The following is a 25,945-nucleotide window of genomic DNA, read 5'->3' as shown; positions in this document are numbered from 1 at the left end:
CTGCTTTTTATTCATTTTGTTGGTTTTGCAAACAACTAACAATGTAAATTATATGTTTGTTTTTTTTGTTTTTATTTTGTTTTTTGGTTTTATCCTTGGTTTTTTGTTAATTTATTGTTTTTTATGGTAATTTTCCTGTTAATTGCTGTCGCATTTTGTTGGCAAGTTTGTTTTTATTGTGTTATTAATTTGTTTCTCCTTACACGTTAAGGGGGTTAAATACTTTAAATTAGTAGGCGTTATATAAAGTATTTAACGTAAGACATAAAAAATAATAATCTAATTATCTAGGGATAAATCAAAAATGAACCATAATTTTTCTAAGACATTTAAACGCTCATTCACTGCTGCAGCAGTTGCAATGACGTTAAGTGCGGCAATGCCAGCAATGGCAGATAACGTTAATGGCGCTATCAAAGGTAGCTTAACGGCTCAGTCAGGTGTTTCATTAGCGGGTGCATCAATAACAATAACAGATGAAAGCAAAGGTTATTCTAAAACACTAACTGCTGATGCAAATGGTGAGTTTGATCTTAAGCAAGTGCCAGTAGGTAAGTATGATATTACAGTATCCCAATCTGGTTTTGACCAAGCTCAAGTTAAAGATGTTGTTATAGGGGTAGGTAAAACAGCTCTCATTCAAATTCCACTAACTACAGGTAATATCGAAAGAATTGCTGTTGTAGGTGGCTCTATTCGTGCAATAGATGTTTCTGCATCAGAGTCTTCATTAAATATTAGCTCTGAAGAATTATCGCTACTACCTATATCTCGCTCAGTAACTTCAGTAGCATTGCTTGCGCCTGGCGCAACTGAAGGGGACAGTCGTTTTGGCGACCAAGCTTCATTTGGTGGTGCTTCTGTAGCTGAAAATGCTTATTACGTGAATGGTCTAAATATGACTAACTTCCGTAATGGCCTTGGTGGTGCAACAATCCCATTCACCGCGTACGACAGCTTCCAAGTTAAAACGGGTGGTTATTCTGCAGAGTTCGGGCGTACTACTGGTGGATTAATCTCATCAGTTACTAAATCTGGTTCTAATGATTTTCACTTTGGTGTTGAAACGATTTATTCATCTGACTCGTTAAGTGAGCAAGCTCCTAACTCACTTTACAAACAAAATGATCGTTGTGACGATGCAGACGGGCATTGTATTGGTGATTTATATGTTAATAACCAAGACGACTACGATAACTCATTTGAAACAAGTATTTATGCTTCAGGTGCGATAGTTGAAGATACATTATTCTTCTATGGTATTTACACAGCAAGAGATAATGACTACGAATACGGTAATGCATCTCAAACAGATTTAACAGTTGAAAAAGATGATGACCCATATTACCTAGCGCGATTTGACTGGAATATTAACGAAGATCATCAACTAATGCTTTGGGGCTTTAGTGACAAACGCACTTATTCAGAAAAAACAATTTCAGATCCTGAAGGAAATGGTAATTATACCGAAGATGGTGGCACAGCTTATCACAAGCGAGGCGGAGAAAGTTTTGCATTGCGTTATACTGGTAATCTAACAGATGATCTAAGTATGTCAGCAATGTATGGGCAAGTTAAATTTTCAGAAACTGATTACTCAGACTTTGATGATTGTCCTACAGGTTATGATGGCGATTTAGGTCAGGATACTACATGTTATGTAAACTTTACCGTTGGTGAAAATGAAGATAAACGTGAGCAATTGCGCGTTGACTTTGATTACTACCTAAACGATGAGCATACGTTAAAATTTGGCTATGATTCTGAAACTAATACAGCTGATTCAACAACACAAAACTCTGGTGGCGTTTACTACTATTATCGTACATACGAAGAAGGCGCTAGACTGGCTAATGGTTACGTTTTACCAGAAGAAATGAAGACAACACGTGTACGCGATTATAAAAATGGCGGTTCGTTTGAAGTAGAAAACTGGGCTATTTATATTGAAGATCAATGGTCAGTTACTGAAGATTTAACATTAACATTAGGTCTTCGTAATGATAGTTTTACTAACTACAATGCAGATGGCGAAGAGTTTGTTGCTATTGATAACCAAATTGCTCCTCGTATAGGTGGTTCTTGGGATATTAATGGCGATGGCGACAGTAAGTTGTTTTTTACCGCAGGTCGTTATTACCTACCAGTAGCTGCTAATACAAATATCCGTTTAGCCGGTGCAGAAACATATATCCAAACTTGGTATGAGTATGAAGGTTTAAATGCTGACGGTACCCCTGTAGGTTTAGGTACTCAGCTAGGTGACCCTGCTATTTCTAATGGTGGTGACGGCACTGCAAAACCATCAAATACCTTATCTGATAAAGATCTTGAACCAATGTATAACGATGAGTATATGATTGGTTATCAAGCAGCAATTAATGATGATTGGTCATGGGGTATCAAGGCAACTTACCGTGTTTTAGGTAATCAAATTGATGATGGTTCTTATATCTTTAATGATGAAAATGGTGAATATTTAGGTGAGAACTGGTTCTTATTTAATCCTGGTAATGGCGCTACTTTCAATTTCGATCTTGATGGTGACGGCACCACTGAAGAATATAGCTTTACTGCACAAGAGTTAGGTTACCCGGAAGCTAAGCGTAAATATGCATCAGTTGATTTAACATTAGAGAAAACATGGGATCAGGTTTGGTCTTTAAAAGCGCTATACACATGGTCTCACAACTACGGTAACACCGAAGGTTTTGTTAAATCTGATAATGGTCAAGATGATGCTGGTCTTACGCAAGATTGGGATTACCCTTATTTAATGGATGGTGCTAATGGTAATCTACCTGCAGATCGTCGTCATAACATTAAAGTTTATGGTGCTTTTGCTGTTACAGAAGACTTCTTAATTGGTGCTAATGTTAATATCGCATCTGGGCGTCCTTGGACTGCTTTAGGTCAAGGTTATACTCCAGACCCTGATCAATACCAATACGGTGATACTTACTACGTGGGTGACAAACGTTTCCCTCGTGGCAGCATGGGTAATACACCATGGACAGCACGTTTAGATCTTAACTTTACTTATAACCTTCGCTTTAACGATCAGAAAGTTCGTTTAGCTATGGATGTATTTAACGTATTTGATGCTGCTACTGAAACTCGTTACGATGAAGCTGCAGAAGTAGCTGCTGGCGATGGAAGTGCTACATTTGGTTTAGCTGAGTCTTACCAATCACCACGTAGAATTCAATTATCAGCATCTTACGATTTTTAATAACTTGTTATACCAATTCGCTTAATTAAGTGATTTATTTTTAGGATGGAAAAACGTGCTGATAGCTAGGCAAAAAATTTGCTATTTAGTTGTTCTAAATAAGAATTTTTTAACACAGATAGCGACATGTTTAGCCCCCGAAAAATGATTAAGTATTATTGCGGATTGGTATTAGTCTGAGTTAAAAAAGAATTTAGCAAAAAGCCTCATTAGAGGCTTTTTTTATATTTAAATTTTGAATTTTGTGATTCAGGAATACATCAGAACGAAAAGTGAAATGAATAGATAAAAGTATAGAGAATAAAATTTAAGTAGCTGTAACTGCCAATTAGAATGGTTTGTTAATTTTGCTTTATTTTATCAGGCAGGCTCAGCTCGACTTTCTAGGAATCAAAATAGGAGGTAATAGGGTGCTTTGAACTTCTTCACCACGTATTAGTTTTAATAAGTTCTCTACGAGCATTTGCCCAGCAACAGTGGTGTTTTGCTCTATCGTCGTCAGCGGTGGATTTACATAACTAGCAATGGCTATGTTATCAAAGCCGACTACCGCAACATCTTTTGGCACGTTAATATTTGCTTCTTTAAGTGCACGTATAGCCCCAATAGCAATTAAGTCGCTTGCAGCAAATAAGGCGTTAAATTTAATATTATTAGCAATGAGTGAGCGAGTGGCGTGATACCCAGATTCTTCGGTGGATATAGCATTAGCCATTTTACGTTCGTTTATTTTAACATTGTTAGCCAATAGCTCATCTTTGAAGCCCTGAAAGCGACTAAAAAATTCGGGGCTGTGATCAGATGCATCTCCAATAAAAGCGCAATCAGTTCTGCTATGAGCAATAAAGTGCTCAGCGGCAAGCTTACCGCCACCGTAGTTGTCACAACAAACAGTTAAATCGGGACGGTTATCAACGGTTGCACCCCAACAAACAAACTTCGTATTTTGTTCAAGTAAGGTGCTAAATTTTGGTTGGTAATCAATGTAATCGCCATAACCGAGTAAAATAATACCATCAGCTCTGTGGCTATCTTCGTAGTCTGCTTGCCAATCTGCACTAGCCGATTGAAATGAAACTAATAAATCGTAACCTTCTTTAGCGCAAGCACGGGTAATGCTGCCAAGCATGGCTAAAAAGAAAGGGTTAATTTGTGATTCGTCAGAAGTGGGATCTTCAAATAAAAGCAATGCAAGCGTACTACTTTGCTGAGTACGTAAGTTACTGGCATTTTTATCAACTTTATAATTAAGTTTTTTAGCTATATCGAAAACACGCTTACGTGTTTCTTCATTAACAAGATGGCTGTTACGTAAAGCGCGAGATACAGTTGATTGAGATACCCCTGCATAGTGGGCAATATCAAATGAGGTGGCTTTACCTTTCATTGTTACAACTTAATTAATTTGATAAATAATTGTGCCATTTTCGGTTATTAATGAATAATTTCAAGCTTTTTGTGAATTAACGTATATTTTTATTGATAAACGGCTGACACCGGTGTCATAATATAAATGTTTTATCATTTTGTTGTCAAAACGTATTCGCTGTTTATATATTTTATAGGCAGCATTTTTTACTGTGATAGCTACTTTGAGGTGATAGCTCAAAGTATAAATAACAATGGTATACCATTGTAAAATAATAAGCACGAGTCGCTTAACAAAAGAGATAATACTATGAGCCCAAACGCTTCTGCCCAATTTGATCCCATCCTAGTTGCTGATGTTGGCGGCACCAATGCCCGCTTTGCTTTAATAACTGCTTTTAATGAACATACTAACCAATTTGTAATAGAGCACATTAATATTTTTCCTAGTGCTAATTTTGGTTCACTTGAAAGTGCGCTTGAGCAATATTTACAAACAGTCTCGCATATTACACCTAAACGCGCATGTTTAGCCGTTGCAGGTCCAATAAAAGCTGGGCAGGTACATTTAACCAATTTAGGTTGGCATTTTAGTGTTAGTGAATTTAAAACTCATTTTGATTTACAGCAACTAGAAGTCATTAACGATTTTGCTGCTTTTGCATATGCGGCTCCTTACTTAGATCCTAAACAAAATGTCATTGTTAAATCAGGTCAAGCTGATGATAATGCAAACATTGGTGTTATAGGTCCCGGTACTGGTTTTGGTGCCGCGTGCTTAGTTAGAACGTCGCAATCTACCGCTGTTTTAAGTTCAGAAGGGGGGCATATATCGCTTGCACCTGTTAATGAACTCGATACTTTACTATTAAATGAATTACGTAAAGATCATCCCCATGTTTCTATTGAAACTGTATTTTCAGGCCCTGGCATAACGCATTTATACAAAGCGATGTCTGCGGTTAAGGGTGTAACAGCTAAAAATTTAGATGCTGCGCAAATAAGTAGCCTAGCAAATAGCGGTGAATGTGCTGTGTGCGATGCAACGCTTAATCAATTTTGTGATTGGATCGGCAGTGTAGCTGGCGATTTAGCCGTTGTTTACGGCGCTTTAGGCGGACTATTTATTGGCGGAGGAATACTGCCTCGTATGCAAGCAAGACTTCTAGAGAGCCGTTTTGTTGAACGATTTTCGCAAAAGGGTATTATGTCGCAATACGCAGGGCAAATTCCTGTAATACTTGTAACACAAGATAATATTCCACTAATTGGTGCCGCAGCGTGTTTGCACAACAGCAAATAAGGAGCTTTCCTTGTTCGCATTTGGAAAAATAGAGTGATGAAAAAAGTAACAATAAACAGTGTGGCAAGTCATGCTGGTGTTTCTAAAAAAACCGTATCACGCGTTTTGAATAACGAGCCTAATGTTAGTGCTGCAACCCGAGAAAAGGTGCTTGCGGTATTTAAAGAACTCGATTACACCCCAAATCCAATTGCACGAGGCCTTGCACAAAATCGTAGCTTTATTATTGGGTGTCTTTACGATAACCCAAGTAAAAGCTACATTACTCGCGTGCAAACGGGTGCTTTAGAAGCATGCAAAGAAAATAACTATAATTTATTGATACACCCTTGTGAGTTTCGTGGTGAAGCCCTTATAAATAATATTGAGCAATTACTACAGACTTCTCGATTAGATGGCATTGTGCTAACACCTCCTTTTGGTGATTTTGCTGAGCTTGTTGCTTTTTTAAAATCTAAAAAAATTCCTTACGCAAGGGTTGCGTCAGCTTTACTTCAAGATGATTCTATTTCAGTTCGTAGTAATGATGAACAAGGCGCATTTGAAATTACTGAGCATCTAATTAGCCTTGGGCATAAATCTATAGCGTTTATTAAAGGGCACCCGGATCACAGTGCCACTCAACAACGCTTTAAAGGCTACAGGCGTTCACTTGCAAGCCATGGAATAGAGTTTGATGAGCGCTTGGTAGAGGAGGGTAACTTTAGTTATCACTCAGGTGTGGATAGTGCACGCAGTATTTTAGATTTGTCTCCTAGGCCAACCGCTGTATTTGCATCAAACGATTACATGGCGGCAGCGGTATTAAAATTAGCTACCCAGCGCCAATTAAAAGTGCCTGATGATATTTCTATTGCGGGCTTTGATAACGCACCTATTGCGCGTCATATTTGGCCTGGTTTAACGACTATTGCACAACCGGTTGAGGAAATGACAAAACAAGCCGTAACACAGCTTATATCTCATATAGCTCAGCCTCAAGAACAACCATACCAGGTAACGCTTGAATCGCGCTTAATTACACGTGAGTCTACCTCTGCGATAAAATAGTGAGTTAAAAACACTTTCACAGTAGCCCGAATATGAGTGACGCTTATTCGGGCTTTTTTTTGCTCTGAACTTGCTAAAATATACTTTGTGCCTAAAAATCAAATAGGTCATTATTCGGTCATGTTAAAATATTAAACTATTTTTGTTACCTAGGGTTGACACCGGTGTCATTGCTATGCGTTAATACAGTGACACCGGTGTCAGGGTTGTTGTGAGAGGCTCCCTGGTAGCGTACCTTTGAACGGGTAAATCAAAGATGCTCAGTACAGTTATTTACGTGGAGTCTGTAGTTGCTACTGAGCCTTTATCCTCTAACTAATAGAGATGAGTTAAATTATGTTACATCCTCGTATTCAAGAAGTTACCCAGCGCGTTATCGAACGCAGTAAAAATACCCGTCAAGATTATTTAGAACGTATTTCGCACGCAAAAAAACAAACAAGAGTTCGTGCCGGTTTAGGTTGCGGAAATATAGCCCATGTTATGGCTGCTTGTAGCAGTGATGACAAAGCGCGCTTAAAGGCTGATGAGCAGCCAAATCTTGCTATTATCAACTCATATAACGATATGCTTTCGGCTCATGTGCCATACAAAGATTACCCAGATTTAATTAAAGACATTGCTACCAAATTCGATGCTACAGCACAAGTTGCTGGTGGCGTTCCTGCAATGTGTGATGGTGTTACGCAAGGGCGTGACGGCATGGAACTTTCGCTTTTTTCTCGTGATGTAATTGCTATGTCTACGGCAATTTCTCTTTCGCACGATGTGTTTGATGGCGTTTTTTGTTTAGGTGTTTGTGACAAAATAGTCCCGGGTTTATTAATTGGTGCATTGTCGTTTGGTCATTTACCTGTGTTCTTTTTACCAGCAGGCCCAATGCAGTCAGGTATTCCTAATAAAGAAAAAGCACGTATTCGTCAAAAATTTGCACAAGGTTTAGTAAGCCGTGAAGACTTATTAGAAGCTGAAAGCGCGTCTTATCACAGCGCAGGTACTTGTACGTTCTACGGTACTGCAAATTCAAACCAAATGTTAATGGAAATAATGGGCTTACACCTTCCTGGTAGCTCGTTTATTAATCCTTACACTGAGCTTCGCGATGGTCTTACAGGTAATGCTGTAGAAACTATGCTTAAGCAGCTTACAGATGATAAAGAAAGCCCATGTTTAGCTGATGTGATCAGCGAAAAAACGATTATAAACGGTTTAGTAGGCCTGCTTTCTACAGGTGGTTCTACTAACCATGCTATTCATATTGTTGCGATAGCAAAAGCGGCGGGCATTCAGGTTACGTGGAAAGACATGTCTGATTTATCAGAAGTTGTACCACTGCTTACACGTATTTACCCTAATGGTTCAGCTGATGTAAACCACTTCCAAGCAGCGGGCGGTATGGGTTTCTTAATGCGTGAACTAGCAAGCGCCGGTTATTTACACACAGACGTTAAAACAATGCTAGGTGATGGTTTAGCGCCATACATGACAGAGCCTCGTTTAGATAAAGACGATAGCCTGATCATGAGCAACTCAACCGGCCCAACTAAAGTTAAATGGGTAGATTGCCCAGCAAACTCACATGATGAAGAAGTACTTCGCCCTGTGAGTAACCCTTTTAGTAAGCAAGGTGGTCTGCAACTTCTAACAGGTAACTTAGGTAAAGCCGTTATCAAAGTGTCAGCGGTTGCTATTGAGCATCAGGTTGTTACTGCTCCAGCAAAAGTATTTAGTTCACAAGGTGCTTTGCAAGATGCATACACGCGTGGCGAATTAAACCAAGACTTTATTGCCGTGCTAAAAGAGCAAGGCCCTAAAGCGAAAGGTATGCCAGAGCTACATAAATTAACGCCAGTAATGGCAACGCTTCAAGATGAAGGCTTTAAAGTAGCTATTGTTACTGACGGCCGTATGTCGGGTGCATCAGGTAAAGTACCAGCTGCTATTCACTTAGCACCAGAGGCAGTAGAAGGCGGCATTATTGCTAAAATCCGAGAAGGTGATTTAGTGACGCTTGATGCGCCAAACGGAATATTAAAAGTACACGTTAGCGACGAAGAACTTGCTAAACGTGAAGCAGAACTTAGCCAACCAAGTGCCACATTTGGTACAGGCAGAGAATTATTTACTGGATTTAGAAATATCGTAAGCAGTGCCGATTTAGGCGCGAGTGCTTTTGGACTTGAATAAATATTAGCCATACTGGGTAATGAGGAACAAGTAATGAGTATTGAAAAAATCTTAGCATCGGCACCCGTAGTGCCAGTGGTTGTAATCGAAAAATTAGAAGATGCAGCACCACTTGCAAGAGCGTTATATAACGGTGGCTTAAAAGCCTTAGAAATAACACTACGTACACCTATTGCTGCAGAAGCTGTAAAGCTGATGAAAGCAGAAGTACCTGAAGCCTATGTAGGTACTGGTACGGTAGTAGATAAAGCAAGTTTTGATCTTTCGGTTGCCGCAGGTGCAGATTTTATGGTGAGTCCAGGTGTGAGCGATGAGCTTATTGCGTTGGCTAAAACATCAGATATACCATTTTTACCAGGCGCTGCAACTGCAAGTGAAGTTATGCAACTTGCGTCGCATGGTTTTAAGTATTTAAAATTCTTCCCTGCAGAAGCAGCAGGTGGAACGGCTATGCTTAAATCAATCGGTGGCCCATTACCACACATTACTTTTTGCCCAACTGGCGGCATTAGCTTAGCAACCGCACCTAATTATTTAGCGCTTAATAACGTTATATGTGTTGGTGGTACGTGGATGCTAGATAAACAACTAATTGAAAATAAAGACTGGCAAGCAATTGAAGCGCTTGCTCGCCAAGCAAGTGAACTTAAATAGGAGTCTAAAATGATTAATGTAGCAATTAACGGTTACGGCCGTATCGGTAGAAATGTTTTACGTGCACTTTATGAGTCAGCTCAAAACAGCGAAATTAAAATTGTAGCAATTAACGATTTAGCACCTGCTAACGTTAATGCACATTTAACGCAGTATGACTCAGTTCATGGTCAATTTTCTAAAAAAGTAACACTTGAAAATAACACCATGTTAATTGACGATGACGTAATAACGTTAACGCAAGAGCGTGACCCTGCAAACTTACCGTGGAAAGCACTAAATGTAGATATCGTTTTAGAATGTACTGGTTTTTTCACTAAACGCGAAGATGCAGCTAAACATATTACTGCAGGCGCTAAAAAAGTAATCGTTTCTGCTCCAGGTAAAGATATGGATGCAACAGTGGTTCATGGTGTAAACAGCGATGTAATTAACGCTGATAGCCACATCATCTCTAATGCTTCTTGTACTACTAACTGTTTAGCACCGCTTGCAAAAGCAATTAACGACACAGTAGGTATTGAAAAAGGTAGCATGACTACTATTCATTCTTATACGAATGATCAAAATTTATCTGACGTATACCACCCTGATCTATACCGTGCTCGTAGTGCAACTCAATCTATGATCCCAACTAAAACAGGTGCTGCGGCAGCTGTTGGTTTAGTATTACCAGAACTTGCTGGTAAATTAGACGGTATGTCGGTTCGTGTACCAACAATCAACGTATCTTTAGTTGATTTTACGTTTATTACTAAGCGCGACACGACTGCAGAAGAAATCAATGCAATCATGAAAGAAGCGTCAACGGGTTCAATGAAAGATATTTTACAATATAATGAGCTTCCGCTTGTTTCTATCGACTTTAACCATAACCCTGCGTCATCTATCTTTGATGCAACGCAAACTAAAGCCGATGGCAATCTAGTAAAAGTAATGGCTTGGTACGACAACGAATGGGGTTTCTCAAACCGCATGTTAGACCAAGTTAAAGCATTAGGCGCGTTTTTATAATACAGCCCTAATGATGTAAAGTTTTAGCTTTATCCAACCAAGCCACGCATTGCGTGGCTTTTTTGCGTTTGGTTTATCTGTATATTTGCAACTCAGACTATGGAGGGAACTATTTGTATTTTTTATACCCTAAATTTTGTTAATATGTGGGTGTGTAAATCAATGGAATTTCGTTGTATTTAATCAACTCAACGAAGCAAGGAATAATAAAAATGATCAGAGCTTTATCACGAAAGGTATTTCGCACAAATCATCTTCAGATAGGTGAGGGCAACATAAGTGGTTACATAGCCTGCTTTTTAGCAATACTGAGTTGCTTAGGCGTATTAGCGTTTCACTTTCCTGAATACTTAACCACACCAGAGCTGAGAAAAAGCTACAGTGTCGATTTTTTACGTCAGCTTATGTTTGCATCATTATTGGTCTCGGGCAGTTTGGGGCTACTTAACTTTGTACGTAATACCAATAAACGCTTAGGAGCTACAGCGTGGTTTTTTATTATTCTGGCAATTATGTTTGGCGGACCAAACGTTGAGGTAAACGAGTTTGCCACCGACACACCTTACATAGGGCTAGATTGGTTTATTTTAGATTTACTCGGCTCAACACTCATATTTATTGTTATTGAAAAGCTGCTACCACATCGTAAAGATCAAAAAATATTACGTAGCGAATGGCGGGGCGATTTAAACCACTTTTTTGTAAATCATTTAATTATTGGTTTTGTATTACTCGTTACTAACCACTTTGTGCATTATGGCTTTGGCTGGGCTGTATCATCGACTATTCAAGGTTATATAGAGCAAACACCATTTGTAGTGCAGTTGTTTTTAATTATACTCGTGGCAGATTTAATGCAATATTGGGTGCATCGCGCTTATCACGAAGTTCCTTTATTATGGCGTTTTCATGGTGTACATCACAGCGCCAAAGAAATGGATTGGTTAGCGGGCTCTCGCCAGCATATTCTTGAAATACTGGTTACTCGCAGCTTAGTGCTCACGCCCATATTTGTACTTGGGTTTTCACAGCAAATAATTAGTTTGTACGTCATTATTGTGGGTTTGCAGGCTGTGTTTAATCATGCAAATGTACGCGTTAGATTTGGTTGGCTAAAATATTTTATGGTTACACCGCAGTTTCATCATTGGCATCATGCGTCAGATAAAGCCGCGATTGACCGCAACTACGCTGCGCACTTTTCGTTTTTAGACTACGCGTTTGGTACTGCTGTTAAAGGCCAAAAAGAGTGGCCAGAAGCGTATGGTGTAGTCGGGGATTACATGCCGGTAGGTATGCTTAAACAACAGGTTTACCCGTTTAAGCGCACTAAATAAGCTCGATTAATTCAATAAACATAAACTAAAAAAGTAGCAACGTGCTACGCGTTGCTCTTTTTTATGACTCTACTTAATTATATATTTAGCTCTTCTAATAACTCAGTAAGTGTAGGTCTTTGATTTAATGAAGGTTGCATAGCATATTTTGCCATATCGGAAATTTTAACAAATAGCTCACTTTGCCTATCATCACCGGTTACCGTGCCTAATAAGTCTTCAATTAAACAGCCCAAAGCTCTTACTTCTATCAACTCTAGTTGCTTTTGCTGATACTCACTTAGCATCGTTAAATTAGTTGCAGCACCAAAATCACCAAACAGAACGTCATGGTTTTGGTTAACCATAGTGTTATGCGCATAAATGTCGCCGTGACTTACTTTACGAACATGTAAGTGATGCAGTGTATTTACCATTTGCTGTGCAATTTTTAAAATAGCTTGAGTTGAGTAATGGCAATCATTGTTAAAGGTATCACGCGTACAGGTTTCAAGGCTTGGAGGCAAACCTAAATTAGCGAAGCTTTTATCTATTAGCTCCATCACTAAACCTAACTGATCACTTTGTTCAATGTAGGCAAGTACTTTAATTAAATTAGCGTGATCGCCTGCTTGTAAGCAGCAATTCACTTCATCAAGCGGGTAGCCGTCGCTGGTAATTGCACCTTTAAATAATTTAATCGCTACAGCGCTATCAGCAGCTTGCGCTAAATGAATAACGCCCGATGCACCTTGGCCAATAACATGACTAAGCGTGTAATCGTCAAGAGGCTTATTTTCTAAGCTGCACTTTGTAAGGCACTGGGCTTTATTAAAATCGTTACCGGCAAACGCAAGCCAAGCAAGTTTAGGCAATTCAAACAGCCAGTCGTCTACGTGTATTAAGTTATTAGCAGAGAGCCTAACAAGCTCAAGGTTTTTGCACTGCGCCATACTACTTGGCAGTTGCTTAAGTTGATTGCCCGCAAGCGCGAGCTTTTTAAGTTGGGTAAATTGGCCAAAACTTTGCGGTAGCTCAGTAATATTATTATCGGTGAGTATGAGCCACTCAATATTTTTTGGCAGGCTGTTTAAGGCAAATTCAGAAATTTGGTTACCTTTAAACGCAACCATAATTAAAGCAGGGCATTTAGCCAGTACAGCAGGAATATACTTAAACTGATTAAATGATAAAAATACACGCTTAAGGTGTGTTAAGCAGGCAAATTCATCAGGTAGTGTTGATAAGTTATTATTTGATAAATCGAGAACTTCAAGCGTGTCAGCTAAGCTAAAAATCTCTTCCGGGAATATTGTTAACTCTTCTACTAATTGCAGGCGAGTAGCACCAACAAGTTTGCCACTTTTAAGCTCTGTCAGATTATTCATATATTTATACCATGTTCTAAAAATGAAAAAGCCAACATAGCTGTTGGCTTAAAGTCGTTCTAACTTACTAAATCGCTCTTTAGAATTGCGCGTTATGGTAAACGTTTTGTACGTCGTCGCAATCTTCTAGCATGGCTAAAAAGCGCTCCATAACTTCAACGTCCTCGCCTTCAATCGGCGTTTCAATTTGTGGCACAAAGCTAATTAGATCTTCGTCAAATTCAGTCACGCCCATTTCTTCAAGCGCTGTACGTGTGTTGTTGTACTCTGTGTGAGGAGCAAAAACAGTGACTTTACCGTCATCAACTTCTACGTCAGTTACATCAACATCAGCCATCATAAGAGCTTCAAGTACCGTTTCGTCGTCATCACCGTCAAATACAAAAATAGCAAGGTGATCAAATAAATGTGAAACAGAGTTTTGAGCGCCAATTTTAGCATTTGCTTTGGTAAAACAAACACGTACATCAGCAAAGGTACGTTTGTTGTTGTCAGTTAAACAGTCAACAATAATCATACAGTTACCAGGGCCGTAACCTTCGTAACGTGTTGCTGAGTAGTCTTCGCCGCCGCCACCTTTTGCTTTGTCGATTGCGCGGTCAATAACGTGTGCTGGTACTTGGTCTTTTTTAGCGCGTTCAATTAAACGACGTAATGATAAGTTACCATCTGGATCTACACCGCCGTTTTTAGCACAAATATAAATTTCTTTGCCGTACTTAGAATAAACTTTAGTTTTAGCACCCGCAGTCTTAGCCATTGAATCTTTTTTGTTTTGGTAAGCTCTTCCCATCTGCGTTTCGCCTTAATATATGTAAATAATAGAATAAAATTATAATGCGTATTCTAAAGGTAAATGCATTCAAGGGCTAGTAAGTATTAAAGCCGATTAAAACTGTCGTGTTTAAAAGCCATCTAAAGTGCATGTTATTAAGGGATTTTAGGGAGGGACTTGAAGGTGGTTTTCAGAGCAAATTTAACCCAATAAAAAGGCAACCCATTTAATGAGTTGCCTAAAGGGTAATAAAATTAAACGAGACTAACTAAAGCCCCATTTTACTTACCAAATACGTACACGTTCATCTTCAGGAAGGTATAACGTATCGCCTGGTTTTACATCAAACGCTTTGTACCATGCATCGTGGTTACGTGGTGCTTGTGCTCTAAAGCGACCTGGTGCATGTGTGCCACCACGAAGTTGGTTAAGCATGCTTTGCTCAGTACGTTTTTCTTTCCATACTTGTGCCCACGCAAGGAAGAAACGTTGATCGCCAGTAACACCGTCAATAACTGGCGCTTCTTTACCATTTAAACTTAGCTTGTAAGCATGATAAGCCATCGACAAACCACCTACATCACCAATGTTTTCGCCAAGACTGTTGCGACCATTAACAAAGTTACCTTCGATTGGCTCGTACTTACTGTACTGGGCAGCGAGTTGATCGGCTTTTTCGTCAAATGCAGCGCGGTCAGCATCAGTCCACCAGTTACGTTGCACACCGTTTTCGTCTGATTTTGAACCTTGATCGTCAAACCCATGTCCCATTTCGTGACCAATTACAGCGCCAATACCGCCATAGTTTACAGCAGGATCGGCATTTGGATCAAAGAACGGAGGTTGTAGAATCGCAGCCGGAAATACAATCTCATTAAATGAGCTGTTGTAGTAAGCGTTTACGCGTTGTGGCGTCATGCCCCAGCGGTTACGATCTGTTTTTTGTAGCTCTTTTTCAACACTTTCTGCGTGGAAAAACTCACGCATGTTTTTCACATTACTGATTAAATCGTTTTTGGTAATACTTAAACCGTCATAAGACTGCCAAACATCGGGGTAACCAATTTTTGGTACAAATGCAGCAAGCTTAGCGCGCGCATTTACTTTAGTGTCATCGCCCATCCATTCTAGGTTATCAATACGTTCGCCAAGAGCTGTACGAAGGTTTTCAACCAGCTCAGACATTTGTTGTTTTGATGATTCAGGGAAGTAACGCGCTACGTATATTTTACCAATAGCAAAACCAAGAGAGGTCGTACCCGACATTTCGCTTATTGCACGTTTCCAGCGAGGGCGAGGTTCTTGTTGTCCGTTTAGTTCTTTACCAAAAAAAGCAAAGTTAGTATTAAATACGTCCTCTGATAGTAAACCCGCGTTACCGCTAATAGCGTGATACGTTAAGTAGTCTTTCCATACTGCAACATCTTCTTGATTGATTAGCTCAATCATCGCTTTTATTGGCTCAGGCTGAGAGACATTTAACTGAGGTACTTTATAGCCTGTTTGTGCAAAGTATAAATCCCAGTTAAAGCCAGGATAAGCAGTGCTTAAATCGGCACGTTCAACTTGGTTTAGGGTTAAGTCGCGATTACGACGTTTTTCACGAGGCCAATGACCTTGTGCAATTTTAGTTTCAAGGTCAACAATTGCTTGAGCACGTTCAGTTGTGTTTTCAATGCCTGCAAATTTAAGCATGTCAGCAATGTGCGCAACATAGGCTGCACGTGTTTTAACAAAGCGCTCAGCATCTTCAAGGTAGTAAGAGCGATCGGGTAAGCCTAAACCACCAGCACCGAGTGACATTTCATATTTATTAGGGTCTAAGCGGTTAAACCACATGCCGCCACCCAAAGGGGCTTTATTACCGGTTAACCAAGACTTTCCAAACATTTCAGCTAAATCGTCAGTTGACGCTATATCGTTAATTTCACTTAACAATGGCTTGATTGGCGCTACACCTAGCTTATTAAGCGTTTCGGTATCCATATACGCATTGTAAAAATCTGCAACGAGTTTTTCTTCTGCGTTTAAATCTTTACGTGCTGCTATTTCTTCAATAATAGCTTTAACATCGTCTTCGCTGCGCTCAGCTAATCCTGAAAATGCACCATAGCGGGTTTTATCTGCAGGCATTTCATAGTTGTCATACCATGTGCCGCTAGCATACATAAAAAAGTCATCGCCTGGTTTAACGGCTTCGTTACGAGCTGTTAAATCAACACCAAAACTACCTAATTCTGCTTTTTCTGCCACTGTTGCTGTAGCTACTTTAGGTTGTTGCTCGTCTGTTTTTGTTGTTTGCGGCTCTGAACAACCGGTAATAAATGTGGCAGCTAATGCTGCGGCAATTAAACTCTTTTTCATTATGTTCCCCTGAGGAGCTTTTTTGGATTCAAATAGGTGAGAATCATTTTATTGTTACGAATATTTAACTTATCGATTGTTATTGATATTAATCATACAAACAAACCTTTTGAGGTGAATCACCACAGCGCTCGATAAAACTTAGATTAAGTAAGAAGAGGCCAAGCCCAAAGCGAGAGGTAAACTCACGCCTACGCTTTAACAGCAATGTTTAGGTTTATTCATGGGGCAGGGCTTAAATTTATCTGTAGGCGCGGCTTTATGCCGCGCTTGTTTAAATTAGCTTAAAAGCGCGAGGTAAACTCCCGCCCACAGTTAATAGCGATGCTTAGATGTATTCATGGACTGGGGCTTTAATTTATCTGTAGGCGCGGCTTTATGCCGCGCTTGTTTAAATTAGCTTAAAAGCGTGAGGTAAACTCACGCCTACGGTTTAATAGCGATGCTTAGATGTATTCATGAGCTGGGGTTTAAATTTATGTGTAGGCGGGGCTTTATGCCGCGCTTGTTTAAATTAGCTTAAAAGCGCGAGGTAAACTCCCGCCTACTATCCCTTATTTTTTATGCTGAAGCTCCCACATACGGGCATATTCTCCGGCGAGAGTAAGTAACTCGTCGTGTTTACCTTGCTCAATAATTTTTCCGGCTTTGAGCACAATAATAGTGTCTGCATCGGTAATAGTAGAAAGGCGATGAGCAATAACAACGCTAGTATGGTTACTGGCAACTTCACGCATTGCTGCGAGTATTGCTTGCTCAGAATGAGAATCGAGTGCAGATGTTGCTTCATCAAAAATTAAAATAGGGGACTTTTTCAAAATAGCGCGTGCAATGGCAATACGCTGTTTTTCGCCGCCGGATACTTTTAAACCACGCTCGCCAACCAGCGTTTTATCGCCTTTATCAAGTGTTGCTATAAAGTCTTTTAAATGCGCCATTGCAATGGCTTCGTCAATTTCAGCATCGCTTGCTGATGGTCTACCGTAAGCGATATTTTGACGAATCGTGGTGTTAAACAGCACGGTGTCTTGCGGCACAATAGCAATGGCTTTTCGTAAACTATTAAGTGTTACTGAGTTTATTGCTTGATTATCGATACTAATTTCACCAGCGCTTACATCATAAAAACGATAAAGCAGTCGCGCTAATGAGCTTTTACCAGCTCCGCTGGCACCAACAATGGCTACTTTGCTGCCTGCTTTAACGCTAAAGCTAAGGTTATTAAGAATAGGGCGATGGGTATCGTAACTAAAATTTACATTATTAAATGTTATTTCACCTTGGCTAATATTGAGCTCTTTAGCATTAAGTGCATCGGTTATTTGTGGTTTTTTGTTAAGTAGCCCAAGCATGTTTTCAAGGTCGGTTAGGGCGCGTCTTATTTCGCGGTACACAAAACCTAAAAAGTTAAGTGGTAAAAACAATTGAATCATATACGCGTTAATCATCACAAGTTCACCAATAGAAAGCGTACCTGCAACTACCTCGCTTGAGCCCAACCACATTAACGCGGTAATAGCACAAGCAATAATAAGTGCTTGGCCTGAGTTGAGGGCGAGCAGCGACATTCTATTTTTTAAACGGGCTTTTTCCCAGTTTGCTAAAAAGGTGTCGTACGTTTTTGCTTCAAACTGTTCGTTATTAAAATACTTTACAGTTTCATAATTAAGCAAGCTGTCTATTGCGCGGGTATTACTTTGATTGTCGGCAGCATTTGCTTCTCTAATAAAGCGGTTTCTCCACTGGGTAACCACCACAGTAAAGGTAATATAAATAGCGACTGCCAGTAATGTAATAAGCGCAAACCAAACAGAAAACAACGTGCCAAAAATAATCGCAACGGTCAGTATTTCAAACAAAGTAGGCACAATATTAAACATTAAAAAGCGCATTAAAAAGCTTAACCCGCTCGTACCGCGTTCTATATCGCGGCTAATGCCACCGGTTTGCCTATCTAAATGAAAAGCCAGCTCAAGTGAGTGCAAATGCTTAAATACTTTTAAACCAATATCACGCATAGCGTGCTCGGTTACACGAGAAAATACAGCATCTCTTATTTCACCTAAAAATACGCTAGCAAAACGCAGTCCACCGTACATCAATAACAATAAAGCAGGAATAACTAACAGTGGGTTAATTGACTTATCTACAGAGTCTATTATTTCTTTAAGTGCCCAAGGCATTAAAAGCGTGGCACCTTTTGCGCCTATAAGCGCCATAAGTGCAATAAAAACACGGCCTTTAAATTTTGTAAGGTAGGGCCACAGTGTTTTTACACTTTGGCGTAAATTCATGGCGTCTGGTCGTTTTTCACTGCTTTGTCTGGGGCGCATTAAAAGTCTCAGTAAAATTAAATTAGATAGTAAATAGCTAAGGGCTATTGTATTTCAAATACTAGCCCTTATATACTACGCATCCCTTATTTTAGTTTTAAAACGTGAATGTTTAAATTTAGAGTGTTTTTAACTGCCTTTTTGCTACTTGCTGCACTTTTTAGTGTGCAGAGCAATGCTATGGGCGCCTCACAAAATTTAAATATCAATGTTAGTACGCAGGTTTCGCTTACTGATATTGGCGATTTAACTAAAATACAGCCTATTAGTAAGTCTGTAGATACTTCGCAGCATAAAAAAACGCATCAAACCGATTTTGACGCGCACCAACCAAGGTTAACAGCCAATAATTCATCATTGTTTTTGCACACTGTTCAAAGTGAGCCAGAATACGATGTGGTTTTTGAATTTTTTGCTCAAAATCTTGTTAGGCATATATTCTTACGACCAAGAGCGATTAATCCTATACAGCCTTGGTATACGCTTGTAACTAATAGTAAAAAGTCGCGCTTGAGTGGCTGGAAAGACGTAAACTTACTCTACAGAGCTGTAACTACCTACCACGCTTAATTTTCCTTATTTAATTTTATTAGGTTTTAACTTTTAAAGTTTTAGCCTGCAGATTAATTGTGCTTTTAAAAAGTACGTTGCTAGCTTTGCTGGCAATAAGGATTCAACATGTTAAGTTTTAAAAAAGATAAAAAGCCGTCTACGGCTAAGTTCAAATTAAGCTATATAGCCATGCTAGTAGTATTGGTTTTATTAGCTATCAGCGCATTACCAAACCTATATCCAAATAAATCGTGGTTGCACGTAAGTAGTACGCCGCACAGCGAAACGCAATCTTTACCGAGCACTAAAACGCTAGTTACTTTTTTAAATAAACAAGGGCTAGAGGTTGAGCAGGGTTTAGATAAGCAATCGACTATTAATATACTTTTAAACGAGCCAACTAAAAGCGCTCAGGCGCAAGCGGCTATAAAAGCGCAATATCCAAACACGCAAGTTAAAATTGTTGAGCATGCAACCAGCCCAACATGGTTACAAGATTTTGGTTTATCACCAATAAAGCTGGGCCTTGATTTAAATGGCGGTGTGTTATTTGTACTAGACGTAGATTTAGATAAAGCCGTTGATGAGCAGTTAGTCAGTGCGTATCAACAAGCTAAATCAATCATTATTAAACAAAAAGCACATGGCGTAAAAGCGCAGCAAACTCAGCACGGGTTTGAAATAAACGCATTGCCTAATGCAACCGACAAGTTAACCCCCGTTATTGAAGAGCTACAAAGCCGATTTGCTAATTTAGCCGTTGTAACAAGCAATAACGGCAGCGTTAAAACTGCCAAATTTAGTTATTCAGAGCAAGGCCGCAGCAGCTTTGATAAAGAAGTAATGGGGCAAACACTCACAACCCTTCGTTCACGTATTGAAGAGTTAGGCATTACCGAAGCGGTAACACAGCGCCAAGGAAAGCACCGCATTCGTATAGAGCTACCAGGCGTGCAAGATCCAACCGAAGCAAAACGTATTATTGGTGCAACAGCATCGCTTGGTTTTTATCAATTAAAAGAAATTGGCGGGCAAACATTTAATATGCAATCGGGCGGAACCATAAAGCTCGATCCTGTGCCAATTTTTACAGGCGATCATATTAATAATGCAAACATAGGCCGCGACGATTGGGGTAAACCATTGGTACAACTAAGCTTAGACGGCCAAGGTGGTGATGCAATGTCGGCGTTTTCAAAAGCCAATATTGGTAAGCCAATGGCGACGGTCTACTCTGAGTACTCTCAAAATGCTAAAGGCGAAGTAGTTAAAAAAAGCGAAGTTATTAATGTTGCCAATATTGCTCAGCATTTAAGTTCGCGTTTTAGTATTACCAATATGAAAAGCCAACAAGCTGCAGCCGACCTAGCATTGTTATTACGTGCAGGCTCGCTTACAGCACCCGTTACAATTGTGCACGAACAAACAATAGGGCCAAGCCTCGGCAGCGAAAATATTAGTAATGGCTTAGCCGCGCTTATGTTAGGTATGGGTATTACCCTTGCATTTATGGCGCTTTGGTATCGCCGTTTAGGCCTTATTGCAAACGTAGCACTTATATTAAATTTAACGTCGCTTGTGGGCTTAATGTCATTATTACCAGGGGTTGTGTTAACGCTTCCGGGTATCGCTGGCCTGGTGCTAACGATAGGTATGGCGGTAGACACTAACGTAATAATATTTGAACGTATTAAAGAAGAACGTCGCCAAGGCCGTGCACCATATCAAGCTATTCAAGAGGGTTATAAACAAGCCGCAAATACAATATTTGATGCCAATATAACCACCATGATCACCGCACTTATCTTATACGGCATAGGCTATGGGCCCGTTAAAGGTTTTGCCATTACACTCGCACTGGGGCTTTTAACGTCTGTATTTACAGGTGTGTACGTATCAAAAATATTAAGCCAAACGTTGTATTTAAAAATGGGTAAAAAAGCAGGAGTAAAAGCACATGCTTAATTATTTTTTGAAAGGTGAAAAGGGCACACGTTTACGCTTTATGGGCATGCTTTTAAGCGCCATCTTAGTGCTGCTATCAGTATTTACGCTTGCACAAAAGGGTCTAAATTTTGGCCTAGATTTTACCGGCGGTTATTTAACTGAGATTACAACCAGCCAAAGTGTTGAGCTAAAAGAGCTTCAATCGTTTATTGCTAAAAATCACAACGGTGAGTTTGAGCTAACTGCGCAAGGTAATAGCCATTTTCAATTAAGAGAAGCGCCAAGTGCATCAACTACATCAACAACAGCTAATAGCCTTGATTGGCAAAGCGCTGTTACACAAAACGATTATATAAACGCACAGGTATTATCATCGGCTTATATTGGATCGCAAGTGGGCGATGAGTTATTTGATCAAGGCTGTTTAGCCATGTTTACTGCAATGATTGCAGTAATGATCTACCTTGCAGTACGTTTTGAATGGCGATTAGCCGTTGGCTCTGTGGTAGCGCTAGTGCACGATTTAATACTCGTACTTGGATTATTTTCACTATTACAAATTGAATTTAACCTAACCGTACTGGCAAGTTTACTGGCTATTATTGGTTACTCACTTAACGACTCAATAATAGTAGGGGATAGAGTACGCGAGCTTTTACGTGTTCAATCAAACAATGTACTTAGCCCAGCGACTATTATTAATAATGCGATTAAAAGTACGCTAACACGTACCTTAATAACTTCGGGTACCACACTTGCAACGGTTGCGAGCGTTTGGTTGCTTGCAGGTGCACCACTGCAAGGCTTTGCTATTGCATTATTTACCGGCATTGTAGTGGGTACGTTCTCGTCTATTTGTATAGCGGCAACCTTGCCGGAACTATTGGGCTTAAGCGCTAAAAACTACGAAGTTAAAGTAGATGCCCACACGCAAACATTATTAGATATGCCATAAGGTTTTTAATAAAACACAAGCAAAGAGCTGCACCAACCAACGGCTCTTTGTTAGTTTAATGCAAATTTAAGCCCCGCTAGTATTCCCACCAAGCTTGCGGGGTTTAAAACAATGGTTTTAAGCCCCGCAAAAATGTTAAACTAGCTGCCTTATTTTTACAGCCTGTATTGTACTAATCCCCATGAATAAAACCCACGTTATCGAACATCTTCGCTTTGCGCTAGAAGCGCAGCTTACAACAGCAAAAGTAGCGGCAAAAACTGCGCACGACACCGCCACACATGAAGAAAATATAGCCGAAAATAAATACGATACTCTAGGGCTCGAAGCCGCTTATTTAGCACAAGGCCAAGCCCAGCGCGTAAACGATTGCTATAAAAGCATAGAATTGTTTGAGCCTGCCTTTAACGAAAAACCAACCGACAAAATAGCTATCGGTTCGCTGGTGTGTTTAGAAGATGATAACGCAGCCCAAAAATGGTTTTATTTAGGCCCTGCAGCTGGTGGTTTAACAGTAAACGTTAAACAGCACGCAATTGCTGTTGTAACACCCGGCGCACCAATGGGTAAGCAGTTACTAAATAAACAGATTGATGATGAAATTACGTTAACAATTGCAGGTAAAGCCCACGAATATGTGGTGGTAGAGATTTTATAAAGCTTTGGTTTTTAAGTGGACTGTTTGCTGGCAGAGCCATACCAACGTAATAAACGTTTATCTCTGTTTATTAATTAATTGTCGGATGGCATGGCTGCGCCATATATCCGACCTACGTCAATGCTTTAATACCTGACGTGGTGAATATGTAAAATTTAAATGTAGGTCGGATAAGCGAAGCGCCATCCGACAAAGATAATTTTGCCTCATAACATTATTAAAAGTCGTTTTGGTGCAAAACAACAGAGCCCACTTTATTACATGGGTAATCATTTGTTTACATTAAAGTTATTTAGTGGAATTATTGAGCTAAGTAATACACGTCGTTTGGGATGTTATAAAACCCCAAAGTGGTGTTTAATAAGGTTTTATGTTTATAAGGATATTCGAGTGATTTTTTACCTCCCGATATATAAAGATACAAAAGACGAATTTGAAGCTTATATTAAGTCACTTATATCTAAGCAGATAGATGAGCTTGCAACTCCTGAAATGGGAGGAATAGTGAGTCCTCGAATACAATCGAATATTGCAGATAGACTGCAAAGGGAATATGGCCGAAGCTGGGAGTTAAATAGGGCAAAAGGCTGGCTTAAGGTTTCTCTTGGAAAAAAGGGATTTATATTCTCGATGGCTAAAGCTGATAACCACAAAACTCGGAAACCTAAAAAGTACTTTGAGCTTATGTTGCCCGAGCAAACACATGGTAGTTGGCATGTAATTGATTTTTCAAAGTGCAAAACGGCTGATGATGTAATGAGTAAATTCGAAAGTATATTTACTAGTATTGTAAATGATGGTCTATTTAAAGGATGTTATGTTGATGATTCACAAATTAGATCTATTTATAAATTTATTGATTGGCCTACACTCATTGCAAGTAAACTTTAACAGGCATACCAAATTGACTCTAAAAAGCTGCGCTTTTTTATACAATTTTCATGGGCGTTATGTTTTACTCACTACCAACATAGTATGTTAAACTTTTATAGGTTGAGCTACACCCCTGAATCAATAAGGATATTAAATTATGAACTTGGCAGTTGTATTGTCAATAGCAGTACCTTCCATAACCGGCTTGTTCTTTGTTGCAACAAAGTCCCCTGGATTTTATGAAAAGTTAATTAATAAGTTATTTCTTATTATCTGGTTTATTTGTATGCTGGTTACTTTGTGCGCATTTGCAACCAATATAACTATAGATGAAGTATTACTTTTATCTAAAGACACTAATCTCGAACCTATAAAAGCCCTTAAGGTCAGTCCTCTTTATGAGTTTGTTGTACTGCTTGTACCTATACCATCAATGATTATTCTTTGGGTTATAGGCTATATAGGTAGTAATTTATATAACGCAAATAGAACAACAGTTGTAAAGTAACAGGAATACAAACAATTAACAGTGACACCCATCCTAACTATTACGAAAAAAGCCAACAAAAACAGCATAAAGAGTGCATTATTATAAATAATTAATCACGCAAAAAGTAACAATTAACAGTGACACCCATCCTAACTATTACGAAAAAAGCCAACAAAAACAGCATAAAGAGTGCATTATTATAAATAATTAATCACGCAAAAAGTTGAGCTATGTAGACAAAATGAAAGTGTAAATATAGAGCCCAATCGGACAACGACAGCTGTTTATTAAAAGCATTAATTTGGATGACACCCAGCCTAATTACCAACTCGATAAACTATTACCTTTGTTCATAAATCTATTGTCGATGGCATGGCTTCGCTATTTATCCGACCTACATCAATGTTGTATATATCCTAAATTTACGCTTTATTTATCTAATAGGTATCAAATAATATAGTGGACATACAATGCAATATCGTCGGAATTATGTAAAAGGAGGGTCATATTTTTTTACTGTTAATTTGCTCGACCGTAATAAATCGTTGTTAGTTGAGCATATTGATTTGTTAAGAGAGTCTATCCGCGTTGTTAAATCACAAAGGCCATTTTATATAGATGCATGGGTTGTGCTACCCGATCACCTTCATGCGGTTTTAACCCTACCAGATAACGATACGGATTATTCTGGGCGCTGGCGAGAAATTAAAAAGCGATTTTCAAAATCACTCCCAAAAACAGAGTTTTTAACTCAAACAAGAAAACGTAAAAATGAGCGCGGAATTTGGCAACGCCGTTTTTGGGAGCATACCATTAGGGATGATAATGATTATTGGCACCATGTTAACTATGTTCATTTTAATCCGTTAAAGCATGGTTTAGTTAGTCGAGTAGTTGATTGGCCTTATTCAAGTTTTCACAGAGCCGTAAAACAAGGAATTTATACGAACAATTGGTGCGGCGAAAAAATATAAATTATTCGTAGGTCGGATAAGCGAAGCGCCATCCGACAAAGGCATAGCAACATAATACACTTTAGCCTTGTACAAAAGTTTATTGTTGAATGAAATAACTTCGGCTTCTATTAAGCGTCGGATGGTATGGCTTCGCCATTTATCCGACCTACGAGTTAGCCTTTTTCACAAACTTAGCAGTCACCATCATTTCGCCAATACCTTCTACTTTACAATCTAGCTCGTGATCTTTTTTATCAAGTACACGTCTAACTACCGCTTTGGTGCCAATTTTAATTACTTGCGAGCTGCCTTTAATTTTTAAATCTTTGGCTACTGTCACTTTGTCGCCATCACTTAACACAGTGCCGTTGGCATCTTTTACTAAAATAGCGTCGTCATCATTTATATTATTGGGGTTCCACTCATGAGCGCACTCGGGGCAAACAAGCAGTTGTTGGTCTTCGTAAACGTATTCACATTGGCATTTTGGGCAAGCAGGCAGCGACATTTTTAAACTCTTATAAAGTACT

At 39.3% G+C, this 25,945-nt stretch carries 20 protein-coding genes; 14 read left to right on the top strand and 6 right to left on the bottom strand.

The features are described from left to right. Positions 1-304 precede the first annotated feature (304 nt). Positions 305-3,232, top strand: coding sequence for a TonB-dependent receptor (locus I6F48_RS07885; RefSeq protein WP_197119200.1), 2,928 nt, complete (start codon positions 305-307; stop codon positions 3,230-3,232). 370 nt (positions 3,233-3,602) lie between these two features. Here I6F48_RS07885 and I6F48_RS07880 read toward each other — a convergent pair whose 3' ends face one another. Further along, positions 3,603-4,619 (bottom strand): LacI family DNA-binding transcriptional regulator, encoded by a 1,017-nt coding sequence (locus tag I6F48_RS07880; RefSeq protein ID WP_165727413.1) that lies wholly within the window; start codon positions 4,617-4,619, stop codon positions 3,603-3,605. A gap of 291 nt (positions 4,620-4,910) precedes the next feature. On the opposite strand from I6F48_RS07880, the gene glk reads away from it, so the two are divergent. The 6 genes from glk to I6F48_RS07850 all read left to right on the top strand — a co-directional run bounded on the left by glk (position 4,911) and on the right by I6F48_RS07850 (position 12,145). Further along, positions 4,911-5,903 carry a glucokinase gene (gene glk, locus I6F48_RS07875; RefSeq protein WP_197119199.1) on the top strand — a complete coding sequence of 331 codons (993 nt, stop codon included), beginning with the start codon at positions 4,911-4,913 and terminating at the stop codon, positions 5,901-5,903. A 36-nt stretch (positions 5,904-5,939) separates the two neighbouring features. Continuing rightward, positions 5,940-6,953 carry a LacI family DNA-binding transcriptional regulator gene (locus I6F48_RS07870; protein ID WP_010555045.1) on the top strand — a complete coding sequence of 338 codons (1,014 nt, stop codon included), beginning with the start codon at positions 5,940-5,942 and terminating at the stop codon, positions 6,951-6,953. Positions 6,954-7,289: 336 nt separating this feature from the next. Then, positions 7,290-9,140: a phosphogluconate dehydratase gene (gene edd / locus I6F48_RS07865; protein ID WP_165740596.1), complete on the top strand. Its 1,851-nt coding sequence runs from the start codon at positions 7,290-7,292 to the stop codon at positions 9,138-9,140. Between the two features lie 33 nt (positions 9,141-9,173). Further along, positions 9,174-9,794 carry a bifunctional 4-hydroxy-2-oxoglutarate aldolase/2-dehydro-3-deoxy-phosphogluconate aldolase gene (gene eda / locus I6F48_RS07860; protein ID WP_002959756.1) on the top strand — a complete coding sequence of 207 codons (621 nt, stop codon included), beginning with the start codon at positions 9,174-9,176 and terminating at the stop codon, positions 9,792-9,794. A 9-nt stretch (positions 9,795-9,803) separates the two neighbouring features. Continuing rightward, positions 9,804-10,808, top strand: a complete 1,005-nt coding sequence (gene gap, locus I6F48_RS07855) for a type I glyceraldehyde-3-phosphate dehydrogenase (protein WP_165727417.1) — start codon at positions 9,804-9,806, stop codon at positions 10,806-10,808. A gap of 212 nt (positions 10,809-11,020) precedes the next feature. After that, positions 11,021-12,145: a sterol desaturase family protein gene (locus tag I6F48_RS07850; RefSeq protein WP_197119198.1), complete on the top strand. Its 1,125-nt coding sequence runs from the start codon at positions 11,021-11,023 to the stop codon at positions 12,143-12,145. Between the two features lie 77 nt (positions 12,146-12,222). Here the strand turns inward: I6F48_RS07850 and I6F48_RS07845 are convergent, their stop codons facing one another. The 4 genes from I6F48_RS07845 to I6F48_RS07830 all read right to left on the bottom strand — a co-directional run bounded on the left by I6F48_RS07845 (position 12,223) and on the right by I6F48_RS07830 (position 18,984). Beyond that, positions 12,223-13,512, bottom strand: coding sequence for a leucine-rich repeat-containing protein kinase family protein (locus I6F48_RS07845; RefSeq protein WP_197119197.1), 1,290 nt, complete (start codon positions 13,510-13,512; stop codon positions 12,223-12,225). 79 nt (positions 13,513-13,591) lie between these two features. After that, a complete protein-coding gene (locus I6F48_RS07840; protein ID WP_024592923.1) occupies positions 13,592-14,305 on the bottom strand; it encodes a YebC/PmpR family DNA-binding transcriptional regulator in 714 nt (237 codons plus the stop codon). A gap of 267 nt (positions 14,306-14,572) precedes the next feature. After that, positions 14,573-16,651 (bottom strand): M13 family metallopeptidase, encoded by a 2,079-nt coding sequence (locus I6F48_RS07835; protein ID WP_197119196.1) that lies wholly within the window; start codon positions 16,649-16,651, stop codon positions 14,573-14,575. A 554-nt stretch (positions 16,652-17,205) separates the two neighbouring features. After that, entirely contained in the window at positions 17,206-18,984 is a 1,779-nt protein-coding gene (locus I6F48_RS07830) for an ABCB family ABC transporter ATP-binding protein/permease (RefSeq protein ID WP_197119195.1), read from the bottom strand. Positions 18,985-19,092: 108 nt separating this feature from the next. Here I6F48_RS07830 and I6F48_RS07825 point away from each other — a divergent pair, with 108 nt between their 5' ends. The 7 genes from I6F48_RS07825 to I6F48_RS07790 all read left to right on the top strand — a co-directional run bounded on the left by I6F48_RS07825 (position 19,093) and on the right by I6F48_RS07790 (position 25,433). Then, positions 19,093-19,554, top strand: coding sequence for a hypothetical protein (locus I6F48_RS07825; RefSeq protein WP_197119194.1), 462 nt, complete (start codon positions 19,093-19,095; stop codon positions 19,552-19,554). A gap of 108 nt (positions 19,555-19,662) precedes the next feature. Further along, positions 19,663-21,501: a protein translocase subunit SecD gene (gene secD / locus I6F48_RS07820; protein WP_197119193.1), complete on the top strand. Its 1,839-nt coding sequence runs from the start codon at positions 19,663-19,665 to the stop codon at positions 21,499-21,501. After that, on the top strand, positions 21,494-22,438 hold the full coding sequence (secF, locus tag I6F48_RS07815; protein WP_197119192.1) for a protein translocase subunit SecF: 945 nt from the start codon (positions 21,494-21,496) through the stop codon (positions 22,436-22,438). The genes secD and secF overlap by 8 nt, the downstream gene beginning before the upstream one ends. A 181-nt stretch (positions 22,439-22,619) precedes the next feature. Beyond that, positions 22,620-23,096 carry a GreA/GreB family elongation factor gene (locus tag I6F48_RS07810; RefSeq protein WP_007582643.1) on the top strand — a complete coding sequence of 159 codons (477 nt, stop codon included), beginning with the start codon at positions 22,620-22,622 and terminating at the stop codon, positions 23,094-23,096. Between the two features lie 390 nt (positions 23,097-23,486). Then, the gene (locus tag I6F48_RS21305) at positions 23,487-23,987 is read left to right on the top strand and encodes a hypothetical protein (RefSeq protein WP_231615196.1); all 501 of its coding nucleotides are present in this window, start codon (positions 23,487-23,489) and stop codon (positions 23,985-23,987) included. A 139-nt stretch (positions 23,988-24,126) separates the two neighbouring features. Continuing rightward, entirely contained in the window at positions 24,127-24,477 is a 351-nt protein-coding gene (locus tag I6F48_RS07795) for a hypothetical protein (RefSeq protein ID WP_197119191.1), read from the top strand. 452 nt (positions 24,478-24,929) lie between these two features. Beyond that, positions 24,930-25,433 carry an REP-associated tyrosine transposase gene (locus I6F48_RS07790; protein WP_165727428.1) on the top strand — a complete coding sequence of 168 codons (504 nt, stop codon included), beginning with the start codon at positions 24,930-24,932 and terminating at the stop codon, positions 25,431-25,433. Between the two features lie 148 nt (positions 25,434-25,581). On the opposite strand, the gene I6F48_RS07785 is transcribed toward I6F48_RS07790, so the two are convergent. Next, the gene (locus I6F48_RS07785; protein WP_197119190.1) at positions 25,582-25,923 is read right to left on the bottom strand and encodes a zinc ribbon domain-containing protein YjdM; all 342 of its coding nucleotides are present in this window, start codon (positions 25,921-25,923) and stop codon (positions 25,582-25,584) included. Positions 25,924-25,945: the final 22 nt, after the last annotated feature.

Source organism: Pseudoalteromonas sp. SWYJ118 (assembly GCF_015864505.1).
In the GTDB taxonomy this organism is placed as follows: domain Bacteria; phylum Pseudomonadota; class Gammaproteobacteria; order Enterobacterales; family Alteromonadaceae; genus Pseudoalteromonas; species Pseudoalteromonas arctica.
The sequence above is the reverse complement of the archived record's forward strand: the minus strand, read 5'-3'. Positions and strand labels throughout refer to the sequence as shown.

Bases quoted from the DNA above. Each gene is read 5' to 3' on its own strand.
- I6F48_RS07845 (WP_197119197.1), bottom strand. From the start codon at position 13,512: ATGAATAATCTGACAGAGCTTAAAAGTGGCAAACTTGTTGGTGCTACT.
- I6F48_RS07880 (WP_165727413.1), bottom strand. From the start codon at position 4,619: ATGAAAGGTAAAGCCACCTCATTTGATATTGCCCACTATGCAGGGGTA.
- gap (WP_165727417.1), top strand. From the start codon at position 9,804: ATGATTAATGTAGCAATTAACGGTTACGGCCGTATCGGTAGAAATGTT.
- I6F48_RS07795 (WP_197119191.1), top strand. From the start codon at position 24,127: ATGAACTTGGCAGTTGTATTGTCAATAGCAGTACCTTCCATAACCGGC.
- I6F48_RS07835 (WP_197119196.1), bottom strand. From the start codon at position 16,651: ATGAAAAAGAGTTTAATTGCCGCAGCATTAGCTGCCACATTTATTACC.
- edd (WP_165740596.1), top strand. From the start codon at position 7,290: ATGTTACATCCTCGTATTCAAGAAGTTACCCAGCGCGTTATCGAACGC.
- secD (WP_197119193.1), top strand. From the start codon at position 19,663: ATGTTAAGTTTTAAAAAAGATAAAAAGCCGTCTACGGCTAAGTTCAAA.
- I6F48_RS07810 (WP_007582643.1), top strand. From the start codon at position 22,620: ATGAATAAAACCCACGTTATCGAACATCTTCGCTTTGCGCTAGAAGCG.
- secF (WP_197119192.1), top strand. From the start codon at position 21,494: ATGCTTAATTATTTTTTGAAAGGTGAAAAGGGCACACGTTTACGCTTT.
- I6F48_RS07850 (WP_197119198.1), top strand. From the start codon at position 11,021: ATGATCAGAGCTTTATCACGAAAGGTATTTCGCACAAATCATCTTCAG.
- I6F48_RS07825 (WP_197119194.1), top strand. From the start codon at position 19,093: ATGTTTAAATTTAGAGTGTTTTTAACTGCCTTTTTGCTACTTGCTGCA.
- I6F48_RS07885 (WP_197119200.1), top strand. From the start codon at position 305: ATGAACCATAATTTTTCTAAGACATTTAAACGCTCATTCACTGCTGCA.
- I6F48_RS07790 (WP_165727428.1), top strand. From the start codon at position 24,930: ATGCAATATCGTCGGAATTATGTAAAAGGAGGGTCATATTTTTTTACT.
- eda (WP_002959756.1), top strand. From the start codon at position 9,174: ATGAGTATTGAAAAAATCTTAGCATCGGCACCCGTAGTGCCAGTGGTT.
- I6F48_RS07870 (WP_010555045.1), top strand. From the start codon at position 5,940: ATGAAAAAAGTAACAATAAACAGTGTGGCAAGTCATGCTGGTGTTTCT.
- I6F48_RS07785 (WP_197119190.1), bottom strand. From the start codon at position 25,923: ATGTCGCTGCCTGCTTGCCCAAAATGCCAATGTGAATACGTTTACGAA.
- I6F48_RS07830 (WP_197119195.1), bottom strand. From the start codon at position 18,984: ATGCGCCCCAGACAAAGCAGTGAAAAACGACCAGACGCCATGAATTTA.
- glk (WP_197119199.1), top strand. From the start codon at position 4,911: ATGAGCCCAAACGCTTCTGCCCAATTTGATCCCATCCTAGTTGCTGAT.
- I6F48_RS07840 (WP_024592923.1), bottom strand. From the start codon at position 14,305: ATGGGAAGAGCTTACCAAAACAAAAAAGATTCAATGGCTAAGACTGCG.